We start from the raw sequence: 22,077 nt of genomic DNA, 5'->3' as shown, positions 1-22,077 counted from the left end.
GGAAAGGTTTTACTCACGGTTTCGGCACTGTGCGCCACTGCCGTAGCGGGGCTGTTGCTCTGGGGATTTATGCTGGATTAATCCGTTGAACTCCTGCTGGAACGCGATAACAATTTTGTTACAATGTGACTGCATCATCAGATACCGGTTGAGCGTATGCTTAATCTGCATTGATAAAAACAATAAGTCGCCCTCATACTCAAGTGTTATGCCCGTCTAAACCACGGGCTTTTTTTTAAGCCCTATTCACCGGGCTTAAAAAAAACCGCCGCAGCGGTTTTTTATTGGAGTCACGATCAGATTTTGCAACCTTCGCAGTCCGCTTCATCCTCGAGGATTTCTGGGACCTCTTTGGCCTTTTGAGCCGCTTTCTCTTCAGCTTTCGCTAATTCGGCATCAATATCAAAATCGAAAATATCATCACTCATCGTAATTCCTCAAACTAGCCTGTTTCAAAGGGGGATTATAATCGACATCCGCACCGGCGCAAACCCTTCAGTTCAGCGCCGCCAGCGTTGCCGATGGGCTACCTAGCTTCTTTGAATACGCCAGATCGTAGACGTCGTAAAAATCGATCTCACCCTTGTTGGCGATGATTTCCTGCATCCGCGCTTTTAACGCCATGCTGATGGAAGGTTCGTTAAGCAGCTCCTGCACTGTCTGCGGCGACAATGCGCGGGTAAAATACCATTCACCGTTGTAGCAGACGCGTAAATCCAATACGCCAATATCTTCAAAACGGTAAACCGGTTTAATCTCAAGCAACAACATGGCAAACATGAAAAGCACAAAAGCCGTAAAACCGAAGAACGCCACTAGCCCCATGTAAGGCACCGGATACATCACAGCAACCACGGCCAAATAGCCTGCGAACATGGCAAGACACAGATAGCGATGGTTGCGTGCAAACTCGCTGTTGAATCGCGGTTTGCCATCACGCCCCTCTTGCTGGTTAATCTGCTCGATTTCTTTCACCAAGATGTTTTTGATCGTATCCATCGTAATAACCTTATGCATAAGCGCATCATTACTTATCCCAAAGTACTTGGAGTTGCAGCCCACAACGCTACTGCTTCAAGTAATAAGGGGATATCACTATTATCTGTTCACGCTAACATAAGTACAGTTCAGCAAGGTAGATCAGTTACGATATTATCCACCGCAAACTGTTATATCTTGGGTTCACCGCGACTGTGATACTTTCCCTTGGGCAACCATAAACATGCGTTGAGCAACGTCATCAGCCTGCTTGATTTTACGCTTCTTCGGTTCATCACAATGCTGCGCGGCACGCACATAGGCAATTTCATGGGCCTGATCGATCATCGCGATAACCTTATCGCGTGTAGATTTATCCAGATGGCCCAGAATGGTAGTGATAATGGCTTGATAGGCATTTGAGGCGGCGGTCAGTGACTGTTCTCTGGCCTCCAATGCTGCAACACGTTGCAACAACGCCTGAAGCAGTTCGGACTCAGACATATCGACCTCCTGTTGCCCAGCAGCACATCTGCCTGCTTATAGTTTAGCAAAGGATAGAACCCAGTTACTTGAAGGGTGAGAGTAAGCTCATGACTAATTCCTCTTGCCGATTGCCAACCGCGATGAACAATTGAGCCAACGCATTAATTTACATTCGATATTAAAATCTTACGCGTTTTACACCACTTGCTTTATTCTTTATAGGATGATTCACCAAAGGTGCCCGGTTGCCGCTGACGTAATCTGCATAAAGCCATGGTTAATAAAAAACAAACGTTAGTCGTTATCAATCTTTGCAGTTTTCTGGTTCTGCTTTATAGCCTTTCTATGCTCCCGCCGATGATAATGGCTCTTATTTACAAAGAAAACAGTCTGTTTTCATTTTTCTACACCTTAATTATCGCCAGTTTACTGGGTGGAGCCTGTTGGCAGGCCTCGCGTCAAAAGAAAGTGCAACTGCGTACTCAAGATGGTTTTTTGATCATCGTACTATTCTGGATATTTTTCTCTCTTATCAGTGCCCTGCCGTTATGGCTGGATGACACCCTGAATATCAGCCTGACAGACGCCATATTTGAAGGCGTATCTGGCATCACCACGACGGGAGCCTCGGTACTGAATGATATTAGCGATGTCCCGAAATCCATTCTCTATTACCGCGCTCAACTTAACTTTATCGGTGGTTTGGGCGTCATTGTGCTGGCGGTGGCGATCCTACCCTTACTGGGCATTGGTGGCACCAAACTGTATAAATCTGAAACACCCGGCCCATTTAAAGAAGAACGCCTGACACCGCGATTGGCCGATACCGCCAAAAGTCTGTGGTCAATCTATATGCTTCTGGGGTTATTGTGCGTTCTGGCGTTCCGTCTAGCTGGCATGCCGTGGTTTGACGCACTATGCCATGCCCTTTCGACGGTTTCGCTAGGAGGATTTTCTACCCGCAATGAGAGCCTGGGTTTTTTTGACAGCTCCGCCGTCGAAATGGTTGGCGGTATTTTCTCAATACTCGCGGCCGTCAGCTTTACACTTTATTTTGTCGCCGCTCAGCGCCGTAGCCTAAAGCCACTATACAAAAATCCTGAATTACGCTTCTTTCTGCTGGCGCTTGCGATTGTGATGGCGTTGGTATGCCTACAACTCTTCAGTTCGAAGATGTATGGCGTCAAGGATGCTTTTGTCCATGGATTTCTGCTCACCAGCTCAATGATGACTGACAACGGATTGGCAACCGCAGATTACGCTAAATTGCCGTCTCACACGGTGATCATCCTGCTCGCATCCAGCTTCTTTGGTGGCTGTGTAGGTTCTACCTGCGGGGGGATCAAGGCACTTCGTTTCCTGATCATGTACAAACAGAGCCGGCGTGAAATCCACCAGATGCTGCACCCTAATGCGGTTTATACCATTAAGGTAGGAAATACGCCCATTCAGGACCGCGTATTGCGTTCCGTGTGGAGTTTCTTTTTTCTTTATATCTTTTTCAGCTGTTTCTTCATCTGGGCGTTAAACCTGATGGGCTACGACCTGATGACCTCTTTCGCCACTGTCGCAGCCTGCATTAATAATATGGGCTTAGGGTTTGGCGAAACCGCAGCGGGCTTTGGTACCTTAAGTTCACCAGCCAAATGGTTGATGTGTGCCGCAATGCTGTTTGGCAGATTGGAGATTTACCCGATTCTTATCCTGTGCTCACGCACGTTCTGGCGATCCTGAGTGTGTAGACCAATGTAATTACCGTGGCAGCAACACGAAAAAATTACCGGGCTGGCCTTATCAGTACAGGCGCTGAGCATTATAAAAGCAGCACATACACTCAAATGTATACTTACAAGCTGCATGATGTAGGTTGAATTGCGTTGACTTATGGAGAGTAGAAGATGAGGGAAAAGCGAGTAACCGGTGGATTTTAAACAAAAAAATAGACGCCTGTTGACGTCTATTGATTTCGTAATGGTACCCGGGGCGGGACTTGAACCCGCACAGCCATAAGCCGAGGGATTTTAAAATCATAATTAACACCATTAAAAACAATCAGTTATGGTAAAAATCATAACATGGCGCAATTATCGTACACTGGCGAATCATTGAGTTATAACACCGAAATACGCCATGTTACGAACGCCTAATTGCATGCCTCATTCGCCGCCAATAACTCCCGCTCGTAACCGATCCGCTGATGCCGCTCCGCCCGTAGCGCACGCATCTGTACATCGATGGACGCACCGATCGGTAACTGGTCAACAGCGAACGCCGGTACCAACACCAGCGCAGTTTTGCACGGTACTGCCACCGGCACTTTAACTTCAACGTACGCGGGCGGTGGCGCTGGTTTATTGGTGCAACCGACCAACGCCAGGACGGCGATCACAAATAACCTTTTCATTGGCTGCGCTCCCGTTTTAACTCAGCATCAAACGCCGCTGATGCAGCCGCGCACAAATCCCCTTCGCTACGTTCGGCCAGCACGGTGTTAGCCTTAGCGTAATCACCTTTTGCCGCTTCCGCTGCCTGCTTCTGCGCTTCGCTGGCCGCCGCTTTGCGTAACGCCTCTAACGTTTGCAGTGCTGTAACTCCGGCGTTCTGGCTATCGATCGCCGCCGCCTGCTGTTTGTTGCTGTTCCGGCAGGTGGTCAATTCACGATTGAGGTTGTCGATCGTCGGTTGATAGTGGCGACTAGCCAGCCAGGCGCCAGCGCCGACGATGGCCGCCAGTGCCAGGCCGATTACGATAGCGGCGGTTATTTTGCCAGGCATAATGCGCGCTCCTTGCCGGCCCTGGTAACTAAACCCGGCAGGATTTTGCCAGCGGCATAAACCCAGCGTGGAAACTGTTCGCACGCATCATCTACGCGGCCCTGACGCAGCATGTAGAACAGCGTCGATTTCTGCGCGGTCGGGCAGCCAACACGAAACACCAGACTTACCGAGCTATCAAAAGCACCCTGCCGCAAGTGCTGGCCATTGGCGTTACGGTTCACACACCGTTCGGCTTCCAGAATGTTGCGCTCCCAATCGGCGGCGATCTGCTCAATCGTTTTGCGCACCCCTGGTTTTACGCCGTGCGTGTTGCCGACCCCGTCAGTCCATACGTTAGCCGGGCAAAGATACGGCTCAGTGCGGCAAGATTCAGCGTTACCGATCAGCTCCAGCCCTGCTTTACTGGTGCGCACGTTACCGTTGCTGACCACCAGACCGATAATCAGCGCAACAGAACAGACGGTGCCAGCGGCGACTTTATTCAGCTTGTTCATCGGTAACCCCGCTTTTCCATGCCAGCTCTTTCCGCCTGTCTTCACGCAGTTTGAAATACAGGTTCATCAGCCACGTCAGTAGCGCGAAAAATAACCCGCCCAAAACCCCAATTGCAGCCCATTGCTCTGGGGAAAACCTATCTAAAAATTGGGCGATGCCAAAAGCAGCGCTACCGCCTGACGCGCCATATGAAAGATTTGTTGTTAATTTTTCCATTCTCATACCTCACCCCCAGGGGTTTTATTTCCAATCCGAGATAGACTATATTTTTATAGCGCCGGAAAACTCCTCCAGCTGCAATAGTTGCTGCTCTGCTTGTCTTAATATATCCTGCCCGTTAGTGTCATAGATAAACTGATAATTGAATTCACCAGCATAGCTTTTGTTTATTGTCTTTTTGGCAATTATAATCCCGTCATTCGTTGTTGGGTTTAGTGAAATATTGGTTATGTCAATGATAATTTCAATGACATTATCCTGTGAGCCTACATTTACACCATCTACGATAATGTCTGCATTACGAGTTCTTGTTAGTTTAAAAGCCATACTTCACCTCCTTATTAACCAACTGAATCTATTTTTCTGTACGCACCGACGCCCACGTCAGTAATTCGTACCCAAGCTACCGTTGGGTCTGAAGGTGACGCTGAGCTATCCCGGTAAAACCAAAAGCCCGCAAACGGAACTTCGTATGTAGGCATTACACCACTTATACCGTGTGACTTACGCCATCCAGGGAAAAGCGGTAGAGCGCAGGCGTGGCTACGTGCGAACATGGCCCCGCCGAGTCTAACATCGCCACTCGCGTTGAAATCGACTTTCACCGCTTTTGTCGGGTCAACTATTCCGACAACGCGATATAGCCGCCAACCAGTGCGAACAACGTATTTATTTACTGATTGGAAGAGCGCATTTGAATCGTCGTCGTTCGATACTCTGATTTGAGTTATGCTCAGTGTTGGAGTGTCTTTAACCCAAATTGTGCCCCTCACGTATTTACTAGACCGAACCTCTAATTCAAATCTGAAATTAGCGTCAGTAGGGGCGGCATCTAATCCCCAGCTCCTGCCGCTTCCCGAAGGCTCTGTAGTGTCAGTGTATACGTGCGCAATGCTGTTACCCCTCGCGCACCATGGAAGACCTTTCGAACCCTCGATAACTGACCAATCCGAGCCTGTTGCCGCACTTTCAATTGTGAGCGGGATGAAATCACCACCTTGCTGGTTAGCCTTTGGCTCAGTAAATATCGACCAGCCTTCCGGCTGTGTAGTGTTCCAGTTGTTAAACTGCACTTTTGGATAGACGATATTCCAGTCGCCGTACACCTTCCCCGTACCTGTCACCTCGTCATACCAACCATATACGGTATTAAGCTGCCCCTCGGGTGTGTCGTTCCTAATTGGGTCACCTTGCGAGCCTGATGTGTCAATGCCAATGATTTCGTTTTCGTGACACTCAGTAAATATAGGGCCTACAGTTCCAGAATATCTCGTTACTAATAACTGACCGCTCATTCTGCGCAGGGTATTTGCGTTCACGGAGCCGTAACTCGTTTCAAAAATAATTTTTCCCGCAACCTGAGTGTTGCCGCAGCGAATATTTCCAAAATCGTTCCAATAAGTGCCTCCGCCCCACGGAGATACCCAATTTGGCTGACGGTCGCCTGATGCTCTAATAATTAAATCACTCGACAATCTCCATCGGCTAAACTCGCAACCCTGCGCACCGCGAATCTCTACGCTTTTTGCGTTGATATGCGTGACCTCGATATCTCGCACGTGCACGATCATGAAATCTGCATTGGGAAATCTACCGCGCAACTGAGCATTGCACCGAATAATAAATTTTCCCGCTAGCGCATGAACACCCGTCAAATATGCTGGATCGGTGTTAAATGTTCCAGTTTCACCGAAAAGGAACTTTGCCATAGTTCCATTTCCGTGCGCATCTGGCTGCATGTAATCGCCATTTACAGCGTCAAGAGCGGCGCATAGCGCAATAGTATTGTGCTGCGCAGTGGCGGAAGGGCTTAAACCAAAATCCTTAACACTAACAACATCACGCATTTTATCTTGGAATGTGCGCTGAATAGCTGCTGCCCCCATTTGGATAAACCATCCAAAACCACCAACAACGCCCGCGATCATTTTCTCGACATAGGAGTACATTGACCTGCGGTTAACTCCATCCTGGTCGTTTACTGGATCGGCTAAATTCTCAATCCGGTAACCGGTCGCATTAAACGGCCCGCCAAGCAACGGGCGATTGAGGGTTAACCCGAGGTACAGAAACGCCTGCTGTATTGCCATCCAAAGCCGATCAAAATCCTTGTTAACCGTGTCGGCCAGCATATCGCCATTATCCTGGTATTCGGTCAGGCGGTACGTGGGAACAAGGCGTTGAAGCAAAACCACCGAGCCGTTAGCCGGTGGTGTTAAAAAAACCACCTCCCCGCCGTCTATGTTGCCGACACCCAAAACCGTATAGCCAGTTGTCTGTACCACACCGCTGATCGATACAGTGAGATCGATAGCGCTGAGCAGGTAAAATTCATACGGAAAAACGGTGCTGATACCGTTGGCGGTGAAAACGTTGTAAGGGGTCTGGTTGGGGATTGCCATTTGCGGGCCTCGGTCAGTAGTCCACGGTGACCTCGTGATCTCCGTCTGATGGTCGCCAATGTTCCCGCTGTTGCGCGGTCGGTTTCCCGACCAATTTCCCTATGCGTACCGGCGTCTGGTGAATAGCTCCTGCGCCGGAATCTATGTAATCGTCCTCTTGGTCAACCAGGGAGGGGTTAAAATCCTGCATCTGTGAATACATTGGGCCGTCGAGAACTTCGGTATGCGCCCACAGGAATTGAGAGGAAAGCGGCGCTTCGAATGCGTCGAGAATGCGCTTCTGCTTTTTGGTCACGGAAAATTCTTCCGCCACACCACACCCGGTACCTTTAAGCGCCTGGCGCAGCAGTTTAGGCGCGAACCCACCTGGCCCGTTGACCTCCACCACCACGCGGGGGATCTGTAGCTGGGTGACAAACTCCCTGATTTGCACTACTTGGCCGCCGACAATTTTGTCGTTTTCGTCAAAGTCGGCCAGTTCCCCGACCAGCCCCACGCATTTATGCCAGTACAGATGACCGCGCGCGTCTGTCAGCATGACTGTAAAGGCGCTGGCATCCGATTTGATTTTACCCAGGGCAACGTCCCAATAAGCCACGCCCCCCACAATTTGCACACCACCCAGCCACATTGAACATCCGCCGTTCGCGTAGCGGATTTCTGGTTGAACGCTGTATTCACGGATGCGATCCGGGTTAAGGCGTGACTCGCTGACAGGCTTACTGTGAAGCTGGTATTGGCTGTCCCACTCGTTAAGCGTCCGAGTTTCCTTCCTGCGCTTCTCCATTTCCTCCCGAGTGAATCGTTCTGGCCATTCGCAACCGGCGTAACAGTCGATAGTGGTACCGGGCGCAGCAGCGAATTCGATACCGTCCGGCGTTAACTGGTAATCAGTACCCTCCACCAGCAGCCGTGCACCGATGTGGATCCCAATAAAAACGAACTCGGGCCGGAACGGCAGCACGTAGCGGGTTTTATTGGCCTGTGCCTCTTCAATCCGGTGCTCAAAATTGAACAGCTTTATCGTGAGACAGTCAGCCCCCATTTTTTCCACCTCATCGTATAAGCTGTCGTGCGTGTGCGGGGTACCGATGTAGAGCTTACGGCCGCCCGGTACCAAGATGTGCGTTTGCTCCCCCAGCCGGTACCGGAGTTTTTCGCGGGCTTCTGGGGTTTGAATGTTGCGCGGTACTTCCACATCGTCGTTTTGGCACTCGTCTGCTCGAGCAGAAGTGACGTTCGATAGAATGCCCTTTGCGTACATGGAGCCGTTGCGCATATCCAGCGAACCGTTTACCCACCACTGCTCTACGGTTCCCTGCCCATCCGGCAACATGCCACGCGTTAGAGGGTGATTGCGTAAAACGTTCTGCGTGTCACGGCTGGTTTTGTATGCGGTGCCATCGGATTCTGACTGGTGCAAAATGCGGTACTGGCGATCCTGGTAATAGCGCCAGGCGTTGTACACGGCCAAAATTGAGGATTTACCAAACCCACGGAAACAGCGAAGCACCGCGAGATCCCCGCGATGCTCCAGCCAGTGGCAGGCCCGGTAATGGCAGTCTGGTACCTTCCAGTTCATGCGCTCGGCCCACATGATGAAGAAGGCAACGAACGAAATCATTTTTTACCGTGCTTGTTCTGGATTCGCTCTAATACCGCCATTGCGGCTTTTTCAGCGCTGGCCACCTGCTGGCCCAGCTTGAACGCTTCGTCGTCCGGATCATCGCCCTCTTTCGGTACCCCGCCACGCGTGTGCATGCCGATCAGCGAATGCACCTTCACAAGCAGCGTGAGCGATGCGGATGCATTTTTCTTGCACCAGTATCGATTACCGCGTTCCTGCTTGGTATGTTTGGTGGATTCTTTGCCAGCACCCGGCCAGTTATCCGGATCGGCTTCTTCTAGTACAGCGTCGGTTAACTTGTCGCTGAGTGCGGTAAGGCGGGTTCTGTAATCGTTGTGCATAAAAATAGCCCCATGGTTAGCATGAGGCTATGGTGGTGCGGGGTGGCGGTCGGTTTCCTGACTATCGTTAGAAGTTTGACGTCGAGATCTTAACCGGCTTTTTGCTTGTCAGTTTTCCAGGGCTTTGCGTGAGGTTTTGCAGATCTTCAATATGCGCGACAATGTAACCACCCCTACGCGCTGTATGAAAAAAGCCGTCCATTGTCATGACGTGCTCATCGTCCCTTAGTACGCTGGAATTCACCATCACGCCATTTTTAACGGTAAGCAACAGGCGACCGTCAAACTGGTAATTGACTGCTGATGAAAGTAACTCAGCTTCCATGCGATCGAACTCAGCAATGTAAGCCTCTTTGAATGCAGCGGCCTTTTTGCCAGTGAAACCCATAACGAGGAACACGAAGCCGTTTTTGGTGATTTCGTAAATCTTCGAATCCCGAGCCGCGCCATTGCCGATTTCCACTTCTTGAACATGGGCGCAAAAGTTCGCCGATGCAAATTGCGGCGAGCATTCCAACGACTCGATTTTTTTCAAAACATCTTTGTGTAATTTGCCAAAGAAATTGGCTACGGCCTGAGAGGTGGTTACGGCTTGGCCGCTGCGGATTGTGATTTCAGGGCATGGTAAGCAGTACGAGTTGACCATGATGATTTCCTCTTAGTTGAGTTAATCACCACCTTCAGAGACCAATCCTCGGGTGGTGAGCTGTATGGGGTTGGTCTTACCGGCTAAGAGGATCCGGCGCTTCCTAAGAAGCCCCCACACAGCCCACCATTGAGATGTAGCTATGTTGCGCACATAAAAAAACCACGTCTGGCGTGGTGTGCGCCTCTTAATTAACCGGGAGACCAATCCCGGCAGCGGATTTTGCCGCTGCCATATGACTATACGATAGTGTGATGTGAGAGGCAATAGAAAGACAGATCAGGGTAAGGTGAAAAAACTAGACAAGGCGTTTATCTACCTGCCAACCAGAATCATTTTTTAATGTTGGTTTTACTGTCGCCACAATAAAGCCAACCCACCCTTTGCGGTCATCGCCAAGGGTACTTGCAATAATTTCACTATGCTCATAGGGTACCCATATCACAAGACTACCTTTTATTACGACCTTCTCTTCTTTGGTCGCAATCGCAGATGGGACAATAAACCCTCCGTCATCAGAGCTTACCTTCACTGTACAGTAGTAATCCCCGTTACCATCTTTATCTGGTTCATCCTCTACTATTGCGATAAGCCCTTGCTTTGGTCTTATGTCGGTAACAGAATACTTGCATGCATACTCAAACGCGGAAACATTATCCTTAAAATATAAGTCATTAAATTTTTTGCTGTTCATTATTCGCCCTTACAGTTAATCTATGGTATTAATTAATGAAAATCAATAAGATGGCTATAATTTTCACTTCGGTTTGTATCGGATTCGTTGGTTACCCTATAGTAAATCACCTCCGTGAGGTGCTGGAAGATAAACCAATAGAGCTTGGCGGGTCGGCGGCGAGTTTTTTCAGTGAATATCTAGCGCCGTCACAATCCGAAGGTGATATCTTCAAGGACTACGAGCCTTTTTATGGTCATGATGACGGAAAGGCAATAATGATTTTCGTGAAAAACCCACTCTTGTCTCATGAAGATTTCTATAAATCAAAAATATCCAGAGAGATGCCGGAGTTCGCGCGCAAAAAGCTCGTTAATGCATATTGCAATAGCGTGCCCATGTCGTTTTTATACCAAGCTAAAACGGACGGAAAAACCATCCAAATTAGCTATTATGACCAAACGAAGCAGAGTCTATTTTTCAGTGTGGCTGTAGGCCCAAAATCTTGCTCTACTTAAGTTGCTCCTCAACGTTATTCAGTATTGGCGCTACCCAGAACAGATTTTGCCCCGGTATAAGTTGCCGCGTAGAATGCACGGCCTTATCATCAAATTCGCCGCTCAATATCCCCGTAGCAATATCAGATAGTTTTCCAAGGGAGTCAAACGACGGGCCAAGAAGTGAACCGATCGCGTTCCGACTGGCGTACCGGGATTGCGTACCAGTACCAAGCGCAGGCCCAAGCCCCAACGTGCCGGCGCTTACCTTTTCCAGCGTGTTATTAAACTCCATCAGCGGCCCGATAACGCCAGACCGATCGATGCCCTCAAGTACCAATTTTTCTGGCGCGTAGTCAACATCACGCCCAGCCAGCGTATTCTTGATTGCGTACGTCATTGCCCCCAGCATAAGCTGAAGCCCAAGGCCGTAATAAAACTGCGCTTCCCCTGCCTGAATGCCGCCAACGGTGGAGCGGTTATAGGATCCGAAAATAAACGATTTAAACTGGAACACCAGCTTACCCATTTGGGAGCTTGACCACAGCGGCGTATCGCCGATCCCTGGCGTCACTATAGTATTATTCACGTCCTTCACCACTGCGGATTCAAAAGCGCTACGCACTACAGGATCATCCCATGCGCTACTATTACCGATGCGCAGGCCGTCTACCGTCTTTCCATGCTTTTTGAATTGCTGCTGAATACGTGTAGCCATGCTGTCATCAATGCCCAGCTTAGCCAGGCGTGGGTTAGATTTTGTTGCCCCTAGGATAAGATCGGCAGTATTCATGCCATTAAGCGACTTGTGAAAGGCGTTCCACTGGTTCATTAGCGTGAGGTTGCCAAACTTGCCGGTCGCGTAATCAAGGCCTGATTCCAGCATGGTACGCTGTGAAAATCCGTCCGCTATATCAGCGATCGCCCGACTGCGATCGGACAGTACGATATCTAGTGCCGCGCCTATCTTCTGCATTTCTTCTTTGCTGGCCTTCCATGCTGGTGAACGAGATAGCCATTTACCGTAAGCGCTGAATGTTTTACTGAATCCATTAACCATTACCGCGCGCGCAAGGTCAGGAACCGCTGATACCGTCATGCCACCGAGCTTTGTGAGGTAGTTTACGTTTCTAAGCACGTTACCAGCGCGAACGAACGTACCCGAAGGATCGTCCGGCATTTTGTAGGTACCAAGCAGGCGATCGCGCATTGCCATAATATCCGCTTCATCGCGTTTCATTCTTTTATCTAGTTTTACTTGGCCTGCCGGGTTATTGCGCATCAGCTCTGTGTATTCATCGCGAATATCTTTAAGCACACGTTCCATAGATGAGTCGCCAAAGTTACGGGTTAACTCGATATTTGGCGCGGCGTCGCGGATATGGCGTTGAAGAACAAAACGCACATCCGATTCAAGGAACGGCTCAAGCAGATTGTCAGGCACATTAAGCGAACGTGATTTTGTTGCGCCTGGCAGCCGTACAGAAAAAGCGTTAGCGTAGTCCTGAGGACGCAAGGCACCAGTGATTTTCCCTATCACTTCATCCGCTGCTATTTCCAGATCTTCAAGTGGTACCTTGTTATCACCGCGCGACCACCAGTCGGTTAAAATTTTCCTGAATTCATCGCGCCTAGCTAAAACCTCCCCCTGTCGATACATGCGCGGAAAATAGCTTTCTGCGCCAGTGACCTTAAGATCTTCCGCCAGCATGCCGAGCGCCTGCATTTCATTACGAACGTTATCAAGGATTGGGCGTAGCGCCTTTGCCGTTTCCTGCACCACCGCATTAGGGCTGGTATCATTCCTACGCATAGCCCTACCAACCTCCTCGGCAAAATCTAGCTTGCTACCAGTGCCGCCCTGCGCTCTAAATTTTGCAAAGCCATCGTTTGCAGTCACAACGGAAGCCGCTTCAGAACGCGCCCACATGCGAACCTGTGTTTCTGCCGCTGATGGCGTGGCTATCCCTTCAAGATTCTTGGCGGTGGTAAGGTTATTCTCTGCCAACTGCTGAACGGTGCGGCGCACGGTCACTGATGGGGAATCCATGGTTCGCCCTAGTGGGGTCATATTCATGACCTTATTCACCACCTTCGGCCCCCGCATGGTTTCTTGGGCCAGCGTCGTTACTGGGACATTCATTGCGCCAACGCTGCCACCTGTATTAATGCTACGCAGTGAATCCGCAATTTCGGTTTGCGCGGCACCCCTAACCTCCGGGCTTAAAAGATGGATAGCGCCGCCCAGCATACCGCCCAGCACCGCCCCCGCTCCGGTATGAATCATGCTCTCTGTTGCGGTGCGGGTGTGTTGTTGCTGATGCAAAGCCAATTCACTTACCGCCGTTCCACCTGCCGCAATGGCGGCATTAGATACAACACGGGCAGCAAGCCCACCCTGCGCACCAGGAATAAACAAACTAGCAATCGTTACAGGATCAACCACGCCAGCGGCTATGCTGGCAAATACCCCAGCAGCGCCAGACTCAGAAAGAAACTGCTTGTCTTGATTCTCCTCATCAATCCGCTGCTTAATTGATGCGGTTTGTTGGGGTGATCGTGAGTCAGAGAACGCGGTAGCCCAACGTTCATAGCCCTGTAGCTCACTCTTATCAATAAATGGGTTATAGCCCTCCTGCTCCTCAAAATCTGGCGCAGGGTTAAACAATCCGGACATCATATTGTACTGCCGGAATGCCGCGCCCAATACCGAACGATCCTCTTCTACTGGTACCGGATTTACACCAGGTGTTATTGATGTATCCCATCCAGCAGGCTGCGGCGCGACGAAATCATTAGCAGGTAGATCGGGAGTTGGATAAACAGGCATTATTCTTTACCCCATTGGAAATAGTTTTTCAGTTGTTCTTTCTGCTTTTCAATCCGCTGCTCATGCCCTTGCTGATACTGCTGATCAAGCGTTCGGTGAGTATCTCTGAACCCTCTGCGCTCCTGGGCTTTTTGCATCGTTTGTTCAATGCTTGTCTTATCATCTGCCAGCATTTGCTGATAAGGTTTCCAGCTTTCTAGATCCGGGCGATAACGTAACGGCCTACCGCTTGCATCATAGTAAGGCTGTAGCGTTGGTATCCCGTCCTTGTCTTTATCACTGATCATAATGGCGTAATCACCATTGCGCGGGGTGTTAGCGTCAGGAACTAAAATAACGTCACCCTTTACTTTTCTATCCGGTTTGGGGGTGCTGGCGCTTGATACCCTTCCAACGCTTCCCCCAACAGCACTGGCTGCGGGTATGTCTGAAATCCCATATACCAGCAAGTTTTTTTCTTCCTCCCACTGCTTAGACTGCCAGCCTGACGGGCCGCCTTGGTATAGTGCTTCTGGGGCGTATTTCATGAATTGCGCTTTGCCGTTAACTTCGGTGATCGACCATGTTCTTGCAATTTGTTGATTGGTCATTTTCTTTGCAATATCAGCGTTACCGCCCGCCGCACGGAAGTTAAGATCATAAAGAGACTGATAGTCATTGCGAAAACGAGCCGCTTCGGCGGTGGTATCTTTCGCAGATGGATCTACTCTGAAAAACTCCGAGTGCTTGCTAACAAAATCACTGGCCGCGCCGAGCCTGTCTTTCTTGTACGAAGCTGAGCTTTGCTCAGATGAGAGTTGTGACTTTAGTGCATCCGTTTGGTTGTAAGCCAAATTATAAGATTGCTCCATTGCCATTTCAGGGTTAACGCCAGCGTCACGTAATTGTTTAGCGTTGAGATAAAATGACTGTTTTTCTTTTGGCATGTCAGATAACGCAGCCGGGTTCTCATCATAAATTCTGCTGACCAACTCGGCGGCTGGGATGGCCACCTTGGGATCTTTTGATACCGACGCCGCATTAATAATTGATGAAAGCCCAGGCGGTATAATGCCCGTTCTGGATACGAAAGACGCTGCGGCGTTGACCTGGGCGTTGTCGTTGATATTGAAGTCTTTAAACTCGCTTCTCCAATAGCTATCAGCCGCATCCTTGTTGCTTTTATTGCTGGGATCTAGTGCAGTACCGTTATTTAGCGCATTCGAAACCATCATGCGCCCCTGAGCTGCGTCCCACTCCTTTTGAGCTTTAGCTACTGCAGTAGTCCTGCGCTGCAGCGATCTCCACTGGCCTATATCTCCGCCTGATGCCTCAAGCTGTTTGCGCTGACTATCGATCAACGCCTGCGCGGCTTCCGGCCCTTCAGAAATTGCCCTGCGTATTTCAAGTTGATCACTCAATAACTGCTGCGCATCGCCAGCCATACTGGTGCCTCTCGTGCTGGCAATTAATGCGGTAACAGCCTCTTCTGATGGCTCCAGATTATTATCAACAAGCAACGAAAACTCATTAATGTTTTTAGCTGCTAACGCCTCCCGCCTAGCCTCTGCCACCCGCGCCCGGTTTTCGAGGGTGATCTGCTGATTTGTGAGCTTGTTAAGTAACACGTCTCGCCTTTCGGGATCTAACTTATCAATATAAAATCCCGAGGTTAGCTCTTTATCTAATCCAGAAAGAGCAGCACCATTGTTACGCGATTGCATGAATCTTTGGTTGGCGTGGTTGTACCAGTTCCTATCGATAGCATCCTGCTTAATTTTCCCCCACTGCGCACCATAGCCAATGCGGCCTTGTTCGGCCATTGCCTCTATCTGAGAATTAATCTTCTCAATGTCGGCGCCTGGGTAGTTCGTCAGCTTGCCCAACGCATCAAGCTGAGTATCAACCTGATCGCGCGCCTCAATCTTAAGCGCGGTATGCGCATAATTTCTGGCGGTAGCCATGCCATCAGCCTCATAGCGCGTAATGCCGCGCTGGGCCACTTCGCTACCGGCAATATCCAGCCCGGCGAACTGCGGTTTATCCAGTTTATCTACCGCTGTTTGATAAAACGTTTCTACCTGGTCAGCGCGTAAGGAACCATCTTCAACGCCGGTGCGAATAGCCTCGTTGATATCTTTAATTTTTATCTGGTAATCAAGAAGCGCGTCGCCCGCACGTCCACGCACTACGGCGTTTACTTGCTGCTGAACATCGTCAGCTAGGCGTCCTACAGCTTGCGCTGGTGCGCCAACACCATCAACGTTAACGCGCGTAGGTTGTGGCTGCGGAGTAACATTACCGAAATTCCCCGTTGGTATACGCATTAGTTAATCCCCATATTCTTGAACATGTTATTTGAAGATGCACCACCGCTGTCCACGCCACCCTGCGACGGATTGGCTCTTTTCCAGCCTGAATACATAGTTCCGCCAGCAGATAACAGTGAGCTTCCAGCGTTGATGTAGCCTGTGGTTGCGGCATTGTTTCCGCTAATACGGTCAGCCTGCGCTTGCGCGTTATAGCGAGCGTCGGTATTGATGCCATTCATCGTTGTGGTGTAGGCGTCTTGCTCTGCATCACCAATGATCCCAGACGTAATACGCAGTGCGGTACCTTCTCCAGTTTCCACTCCGGAAGCCGCCAGCGAAGCGTTTGCCTGCGCCGCCTGCTGCCGACCGGCCTTGCGGATACGGTCAGCCTGCACCTTTGCGGCCCCGCGCGCGGCCTCGGCGTCAGCGTTCGCCTGTGCCGCCTGGTAGTTCGCCATTTTCTTTTGCTGCTGCCCGGATGCCACCGCACCACCGGCCGCCAGCACCGAGGACGCTACCAGGGCAATTTCTACGCCAGTACACATAATTAAACCTCCATCGAATACAGGGAGCCGATACGGCTCAGGCCCAGACGTTCGTACATCTCTCCGGTGCGCGCTTCATGCACGCCGGTGGTGATGCCCATATTGATCAGCGTTACGCCATGCTCTTTTGCCCAGGCAATAAACTCCTTAACCATGCGCGGGCCCGCCGAACCGCCGCGATGCTCCGGAGTGATAAACAGACCGTATTCAAACGCCATTAGCGCATGCGAAAAAAACTGTTCGCCAATGCCACCGGCCAGCCATCCAACGACGTGGCCACCGTGTTCTGCAACAAGCACGATCCCCGCGTCGGCATCGATAAGCTGTCTGGCCAGCGCCGCGCACTTCTCTTCATCGAATGATCCGGAGGCATAACGGGATTCCAAAAACATTCTGGTACCGAGTTCAATCAGCGCCGGGATATCACAGGCTGTTGCGTGTCGTATCATTGTTACCCCGCGTTACTTGTGAATGTGATCATGATGGCCAGCAGGTGGAACGGTAGCGGCTGCGGCTGCTGGATGATTAACGTGTCCTCTCCGCGCTCCCAGCCTAATTTCCCGAAGAAGTGATCGCCGGTGAAAAGTGGTGCGGGCTGGTTGAGGATTTGCGGGCCGAACGTCCGGAAGGGGATCACCTGCCCGTTACAGGTTGCGCCGGTGGTTTCAAGGAATCGCATCGTTACTTCTGATGTGCGTTTCTTGGCGTTCTGCGTGGTACCTTCGGAGGTGGCTACTTCTGGCGTGAGCGTTTGAATTGTGCTTGTGAAGTGCAGGCCAAATTCAACGTTGTACGCTTTGCGCGTCAGCGTTACCTGACCGCTGGAAACTTCGCGTTGTGGCATCACAGAACCATCGGCAACGATATCGATCAGCTTGCCTTCCAGGTGTTCTAATCCGTCCCACGTTTCCGCGCCCTCCGCTGCTGTTCCAGTGGTGGCCGAGTCTGTACGCACATCCGGATCAAGCACTTCGACGTAACGCACGGTTTGGCCGTTCACCTCACGGCGCACCAACACATAAACCGCGTCGTTATTTTCTGTGGGGATTGAGGCGACCGATTCAAAATGGCCCTCGGTGGTCTGGCGTGACCAGGCGATAACGTCCTGCGCGCGATCGATGGACAGCGAAATTAAAACGCCGTCATTGCGTACCAGCCAGATAAACGCGTCTGGCTGCTGCTGGTATGCCATATCGATTACGCCGGTACCGGTGATGTGCTCTGCTAAAACGGTCATGTCGTTGGCCGAATAGGAAACAAAACTATCCGGGTCATAGGCCACGGCATACAGCTTCTTACCTGCGCGCTGGATAAACATGATTTCAGTACCGACGCGCACCGGCCTGATACTGTTGCAACCGTACGGGCTGGGGTTTTTTACTGAAATGTTGGTGGGGGTGATCGCGTTGTCATTACCTGCCGTGATCGTGAACTCCCCGCCGAACGTCAGGGCGATCAGGGTGTTCATCTGCGCCAGGTGAACGATCGGGTTTAGCTGGTCAGATGATAGCGTAAAGCTGATCGCGTCGTCGTCGTCGGTACCGAGTTCGAAAGACAGGTAAATGCCGGTTTCGCTGAACCAGATGGTTTGCGGGTATTTTGGGGAACCCGCTAGAATCAGTCGCTGCTGATGCAGCGTTACGGCCCCAGGGTAGCCGAATTCATCACTCCACACCGTATCTTCACGTGTCCACGCGCCGGGTGATGCGGCTTGTGTAGCGCTTAAATCGGTGCGAATGGTGCCCACGGCAACCTGCGCGCTGGTTATGCTGCTAATCAGCACCAGGCCGCTGTTAATGCGCACGTACGAACCTACATCCTCAGGCACCCAGCCGTCACCAGTAAACGGCGGTAACCCACCACCGCTAGGCGGTTCCGCGTCGCTCAGGGTCAGCGTAATTTCAGAGCCTACGAATTCTTTAACCGATGGCGCGCACCACTTTTCAGGCGTTGGGCGTATCTCGTCAAACGGCTCAACGATAAACGGCGCAGGTTCCAGAACCCAATCAAGCTGACCACGACGTTGCAGGCGGTGCGGCCTAACGTTTTGGTTAACCAGGAACATTGTATCGGCACCCTGCACGTAATTGATCGCGGGCAAATGCGCCACGCTGTACGGGCTGGCGATTTCGTACGGTGAGCCGTCACCATTAACAAGCTGCTGGCCGTTCTGGTAAACGCGCATGTAACCATCGCCGAATTCCAGCATGTAAGACTGCGCACGGTTGAACACGTACGGCATTAACCTGGCCTTGCGGTCACCGTATTTGGCAACCGCCGCGAAACGGGTACCAGGGCGACGCATAACACCGCCCTGCACCACACAAACGGCGTTCTCGATAGCCTTGGCCCCATTAGCGTATCGAGTAATATCAACGCGGCCCATTAAGCGCGGAGAGATTTCCCCGGCTGTAAAGTTGGTTTTAATCAGATTGGCGCGCATTAGAACCTCGAATGCAATGTTGGGTAACCGCCCAATTCTTCTGGCGGCTCTTCCTGGCCATCGATCGCTTTAGCTTGGCGCAGCAGGTAAGCGGCTTCCTGCGTCAAACTGTCGCGTAGTGAGGCGGAACCCGTTACGGCGTAAGCCAGCTTGGCTGCCATCATCGCTTCAGCCAGACTGACCAGCGCAGAATCCCACGTTGATTCGTTTTCATTACGCCAGATGTAGCGCAGCCGGATTGCGTTTATGTTTGCCAGCAGTTTGTTACCTTCAATCCGATACGGAATATCTTCGTCATCCTCCCCAACGGAAAGAATGCGGAGCAAATCACCAGGTAGCGGAAACTGAAACCCAAAACCAAAAGCGGGCGGCGTACTGCTGGGTGATAAAATCACGCGTTTCACAGCGCAGTTCCATGGGTGCTTGCGCAGCAGGTCGTTACGGACGGTGGGATAAATGTTTGCGCACAAGCGCGCGTGCTCGGTGGCCTCATCGAATGAGTTAATCGGGTGAGCGCCGAGTGTGAGCAATGCGTTTGAGCAGATAGTTACACTGGAAGCCATGGGGCACCTCTAAAAGAAAAGGCCGGGAGTTACCCCGGCAAAGGCGCTGGCATTAGGCATCAAAATCGATGGCGACGACTTTTCTCTCGTTTGCACGACCTGAGCCGTAAGAGGCCAGAACAGAGATCTGAATAGTGTTGTTCTTATCGCGGCGCGGGCCGATATCAACGTTATAGCTGATGCCGGTACCGAAGTGCGCAGCGGTTCCCGACCAGGCTACAGCGGTCGCCGTGCTGCCGGTTACGTTGAATTCCTCGTAAGGGATCCAGTTGAAGCCCAGCCACTTATTCGCCACGGCACCTTCTTGCAACATTTTTCCTGCCATGAAGTCGGCACTGGTCAGCGTGGTATCGCTTAGGATTTGCGTCAGCATGTCGGCGTTGTACGCCATGTACAGTTCTTCGCCGTTCTTTTCGTCGGCCTCGTTTCTGCGGAAAATCGCTTTCGCGGCGATAATCTTGGCCTTGGTCATGCCGGTACCGCCTGAAACAATCTTCTGACTCACCGGCAGCGCTACAGGGGTGTATGCGCCGTTGTTCTCCTGTTTGCGCAGAATGTCGCCCAGCAGTGCAGCGTAGATGATGCGGTCTTTTGTGCGGTTTGCTGCCGCTACAGTGGCGTTCATATACTCGCCCTGCGGCTGCGCCAGCAGTTTTGGCACGTCTGTAGGTTCAACCGGGATATGCAGATCGTAATCGGCCATGATCACGTTGCGGGTACCGGCTTCCGGCACATCCCAAACGGTATCACCGAAACGCTGGGTGCGCGGGTGCATCTCCACGGTGCCCATATCGTTGATTGTGAAGCTAGCGCCGGTGATCATCCCACGGTCTTTAACGGAGCCTTGAAAGCGACTGTCTATCTGCTGGGTCGCAATCTCGAAACCATCATGGAACTGCTGCACGAACGCGGCAGTAATCATGTTCTTATTGGCTGTAAATGGCATTTTAATTACTCCAAACAATCGCCTGCGAGGTATCGGTTTCCCGGCTCGGTACGCTGGCCGGGTGGCGTTACGGTCAGCGGGAATTCAGGTATCCGGCTACCACGCCGGGCTGTTGGAGTGATTTTGGGTGTGGTGTGCGGTCGGTTTCCCGACCAAATAAAAAAGCCAGCGGTTAGGCTGGCTTGGAGGTGGTGATATATTTGTTAGCAATCATCATCCGGCTTAGCGACGGAACGACACGCAAACATGCAGGCTTTCTGCATCTCTGTTTTTGCCATTGCTACCCAGCGTGGATCTGCGCCAGTTTCTTTGGCGGTATCCAGTAAGCTTAAAAAGTGGCGACTAACATCTTTGAGGCGATTCATTACTTCAATATCGCCAGCGGTTAATGTGCGATAGCCCTTAACGGTTGAGCCATCCTGCGGTTTTGCTTCGTTCATTGGCATTCCCCTTTATTTTCCTATGGTGTGAAAATTACCCTATCGGCTGTTCGCCGTAAGTCTTACGATAGAACGCGCGAACCTGAGCGGATACGCGTTCGTGATCGGCGTGTTTAGGATTTGTGTACGCTTCGGACTTCATCAGGTCGCGAATACTCTGCTGCTCTTCGAGGTTGATCTCACCGCCCACTGGTGCATCCTCGCTCATCTCTGCGCCAATCTTGGCCAGCATGCGGATCACCATCGGGTTATTACCGATTTCATCCATCTTGCCTTTGTCGGCAGGGTCGGCCAGATTGTTGAATGCGCGGTAAGCCAGGCCGATATTCTGTTTAAACTCCGCGTCGGTTTTCCATACTTCACGTAATGCGGTGGTAGCGGCTTCCGCGTCCAGTTCTGCTGCACCGTTTACCAAGCCGCCAGCGCGCTGCATGTATTCACCCAGCACGAAACCGAGCTGATCGTTTGTGATGCCCTTAGCGTGGGCGGATTTTAAAAAGCCCTGCATTTCTGGATCGGCTTTGAATTCTTCCCAATTGAAACCGTCCACCTCAACTTTAGGGGCGTACTCCTCTACGGTTTTTGGTGGAACGTCACCACCGCCCAGGCGCTTTTCAAGGCTTGTATGCGCCTCAGCCAGCTTACGAGCAGAACTCTCCATGTTGAGCTTGCCATCTTCGCCAGTGACGCGGTATTTCTCTGGTATCCAATCAGTCGCGCCCGGCTGGCTTTCTGCGCCGGTGCTGAGCAAAGAAGTGCTATTGCCACCCTGATCACCACCGCCGTTATTGCTCCCATCATTGCCACCGCTGCCCCCTTCGCCGCCCTCAGTGCCTGCGGCGTTCATGAATAAGTGTTTAAGTTTCCACATCGTCGT

24 protein-coding genes are annotated in these 22,077 nt (G+C 51.2%); 2 read left to right on the top strand and 22 right to left on the bottom strand.

What is annotated here, in order from left to right; all coding sequences use genetic code 11:
* Nucleotides 1-296 precede the first annotated feature (296 nt).
* From AC2A1E_RS01320 to AC2A1E_RS01310, 3 genes are all read right to left on the bottom strand, one after another.
* Nucleotides 297-428, bottom strand: coding sequence for a hypothetical protein (locus AC2A1E_RS01320; protein ID WP_004942970.1), 132 nt, complete (start codon nt 426-428; stop codon nt 297-299).
* Nucleotides 429-495: 67 nt separating this feature from the next.
* Complete coding sequence (locus AC2A1E_RS01315) at nt 496-999, bottom strand: YlaC family protein (protein WP_484382211.1); 504 nt, start codon at nt 997-999, stop codon at nt 496-498.
* 183 nt (nt 1,000-1,182) lie between these two features.
* A complete protein-coding gene (locus tag AC2A1E_RS01310) occupies nt 1,183-1,482 on the bottom strand; it encodes a hypothetical protein (protein WP_484382210.1) in 300 nt (99 codons plus the stop codon).
* Nucleotides 1,483-1,737: 255 nt separating this feature from the next.
* Here AC2A1E_RS01310 and AC2A1E_RS01305 point away from each other — a divergent pair, with 255 nt between their 5' ends.
* Complete coding sequence (locus tag AC2A1E_RS01305) at nt 1,738-3,198, top strand: TrkH family potassium uptake protein (protein ID WP_484382209.1); 1,461 nt, start codon at nt 1,738-1,740, stop codon at nt 3,196-3,198.
* A 409-nt stretch (nt 3,199-3,607) separates the two neighbouring features.
* Here the strand turns inward: AC2A1E_RS01305 and AC2A1E_RS01300 are convergent, their stop codons facing one another.
* The 10 genes from AC2A1E_RS01300 to AC2A1E_RS01255 all read right to left on the bottom strand — a co-directional run bounded on the left by AC2A1E_RS01300 (nt 3,608) and on the right by AC2A1E_RS01255 (nt 10,666).
* Nucleotides 3,608-3,868, bottom strand: a complete 261-nt coding sequence (locus tag AC2A1E_RS01300; RefSeq protein ID WP_484382208.1) for a hypothetical protein — start codon at nt 3,866-3,868, stop codon at nt 3,608-3,610.
* A complete protein-coding gene (locus AC2A1E_RS01295) occupies nt 3,865-4,239 on the bottom strand; it encodes a hypothetical protein (protein WP_484382207.1) in 375 nt (124 codons plus the stop codon). Before AC2A1E_RS01295 ends, AC2A1E_RS01300 begins: the two co-directional genes overlap by 4 nt.
* Nucleotides 4,224-4,736, bottom strand: a complete 513-nt coding sequence (locus AC2A1E_RS01290) for a lysozyme (RefSeq protein WP_484382206.1) — start codon at nt 4,734-4,736, stop codon at nt 4,224-4,226. Before AC2A1E_RS01290 ends, AC2A1E_RS01295 begins: the two co-directional genes overlap by 16 nt.
* Nucleotides 4,720-4,959, bottom strand: coding sequence for a class II holin family protein (locus AC2A1E_RS01285; RefSeq protein WP_484382205.1), 240 nt, complete (start codon nt 4,957-4,959; stop codon nt 4,720-4,722). The genes AC2A1E_RS01290 and AC2A1E_RS01285 overlap by 17 nt, the downstream gene beginning before the upstream one ends.
* A gap of 39 nt (nt 4,960-4,998) precedes the next feature.
* On the bottom strand, nt 4,999-5,283 hold the full coding sequence (locus tag AC2A1E_RS01280) for a hypothetical protein (protein ID WP_484382204.1): 285 nt from the start codon (nt 5,281-5,283) through the stop codon (nt 4,999-5,001).
* Between the two features lie 14 nt (nt 5,284-5,297).
* A complete protein-coding gene (locus tag AC2A1E_RS01275; RefSeq protein ID WP_484382203.1) occupies nt 5,298-7,358 on the bottom strand; it encodes a hypothetical protein in 2,061 nt (686 codons plus the stop codon).
* Nucleotides 7,359-7,371: 13 nt separating this feature from the next.
* On the bottom strand, nt 7,372-8,982 hold the full coding sequence (gene terL / locus AC2A1E_RS01270) for a phage terminase large subunit (protein WP_484382202.1): 1,611 nt from the start codon (nt 8,980-8,982) through the stop codon (nt 7,372-7,374).
* Nucleotides 8,979-9,326, bottom strand: a complete 348-nt coding sequence (locus tag AC2A1E_RS01265) for a hypothetical protein (RefSeq protein WP_484382201.1) — start codon at nt 9,324-9,326, stop codon at nt 8,979-8,981. The genes terL and AC2A1E_RS01265 overlap by 4 nt, the downstream gene beginning before the upstream one ends.
* A gap of 67 nt (nt 9,327-9,393) precedes the next feature.
* The gene (locus tag AC2A1E_RS01260) at nt 9,394-9,972 is read right to left on the bottom strand and encodes a Rha family transcriptional regulator (protein ID WP_484382200.1); all 579 of its coding nucleotides are present in this window, start codon (nt 9,970-9,972) and stop codon (nt 9,394-9,396) included.
* Between the two features lie 298 nt (nt 9,973-10,270).
* Entirely contained in the window at nt 10,271-10,666 is a 396-nt protein-coding gene (locus tag AC2A1E_RS01255; RefSeq protein WP_484382199.1) for a hypothetical protein, read from the bottom strand.
* A 35-nt stretch (nt 10,667-10,701) separates the two neighbouring features.
* Here AC2A1E_RS01255 and AC2A1E_RS01250 point away from each other — a divergent pair, with 35 nt between their 5' ends.
* Nucleotides 10,702-11,163 carry a hypothetical protein gene (locus AC2A1E_RS01250; RefSeq protein ID WP_484382198.1) on the top strand — a complete coding sequence of 154 codons (462 nt, stop codon included), beginning with the start codon at nt 10,702-10,704 and terminating at the stop codon, nt 11,161-11,163.
* Here AC2A1E_RS01250 and AC2A1E_RS01245 read toward each other — a convergent pair.
* The 9 genes from AC2A1E_RS01245 to AC2A1E_RS01205 all read right to left on the bottom strand — a co-directional run bounded on the left by AC2A1E_RS01245 (nt 11,156) and on the right by AC2A1E_RS01205 (nt 22,071).
* Nucleotides 11,156-13,972, bottom strand: a complete 2,817-nt coding sequence (locus tag AC2A1E_RS01245; protein ID WP_484382197.1) for a hypothetical protein — start codon at nt 13,970-13,972, stop codon at nt 11,156-11,158. The two genes, AC2A1E_RS01250 and AC2A1E_RS01245, sit on opposite strands and share 8 nt — an antisense overlap.
* Nucleotides 13,972-16,278, bottom strand: a complete 2,307-nt coding sequence (locus tag AC2A1E_RS01240) for a hypothetical protein (protein WP_484382196.1) — start codon at nt 16,276-16,278, stop codon at nt 13,972-13,974. The genes AC2A1E_RS01245 and AC2A1E_RS01240 overlap by 1 nt, the downstream gene beginning before the upstream one ends.
* Nucleotides 16,278-16,808: a hypothetical protein gene (locus AC2A1E_RS01235; RefSeq protein WP_484382195.1), complete on the bottom strand. Its 531-nt coding sequence runs from the start codon at nt 16,806-16,808 to the stop codon at nt 16,278-16,280. The genes AC2A1E_RS01240 and AC2A1E_RS01235 overlap by 1 nt, the downstream gene beginning before the upstream one ends.
* Before the next feature lie 2 nt (nt 16,809-16,810).
* Nucleotides 16,811-17,257, bottom strand: a complete 447-nt coding sequence (locus AC2A1E_RS01230) for an N-acetyltransferase family protein (RefSeq protein WP_484382194.1) — start codon at nt 17,255-17,257, stop codon at nt 16,811-16,813.
* A 2-nt stretch (nt 17,258-17,259) separates the two neighbouring features.
* A complete protein-coding gene (locus AC2A1E_RS01225) occupies nt 17,260-19,251 on the bottom strand; it encodes a phage tail protein (RefSeq protein WP_484382193.1) in 1,992 nt (663 codons plus the stop codon).
* Nucleotides 19,251-19,814, bottom strand: coding sequence for a phage connector family protein (locus AC2A1E_RS01220; RefSeq protein WP_484382192.1), 564 nt, complete (start codon nt 19,812-19,814; stop codon nt 19,251-19,253). Before AC2A1E_RS01220 ends, AC2A1E_RS01225 begins: the two co-directional genes overlap by 1 nt.
* A 52-nt stretch (nt 19,815-19,866) precedes the next feature.
* A complete protein-coding gene (locus tag AC2A1E_RS01215; protein WP_484382191.1) occupies nt 19,867-20,760 on the bottom strand; it encodes a phage capsid protein in 894 nt (297 codons plus the stop codon).
* Nucleotides 20,761-20,963: 203 nt separating this feature from the next.
* Nucleotides 20,964-21,200, bottom strand: a complete 237-nt coding sequence (locus AC2A1E_RS01210) for an Acb2/Tad1 domain-containing protein (RefSeq protein ID WP_484382190.1) — start codon at nt 21,198-21,200, stop codon at nt 20,964-20,966.
* Nucleotides 21,201-21,234: 34 nt separating this feature from the next.
* Nucleotides 21,235-22,071, bottom strand: a complete 837-nt coding sequence (locus AC2A1E_RS01205; protein ID WP_484382189.1) for a hypothetical protein — start codon at nt 22,069-22,071, stop codon at nt 21,235-21,237.
* Nucleotides 22,072-22,077: the final 6 nt, after the last annotated feature.

This window comes from Serratia sp. HNCC26DJ206, from assembly GCF_057180605.1.
This window is presented reverse-complemented; position numbering and strand designations above follow the sequence as displayed.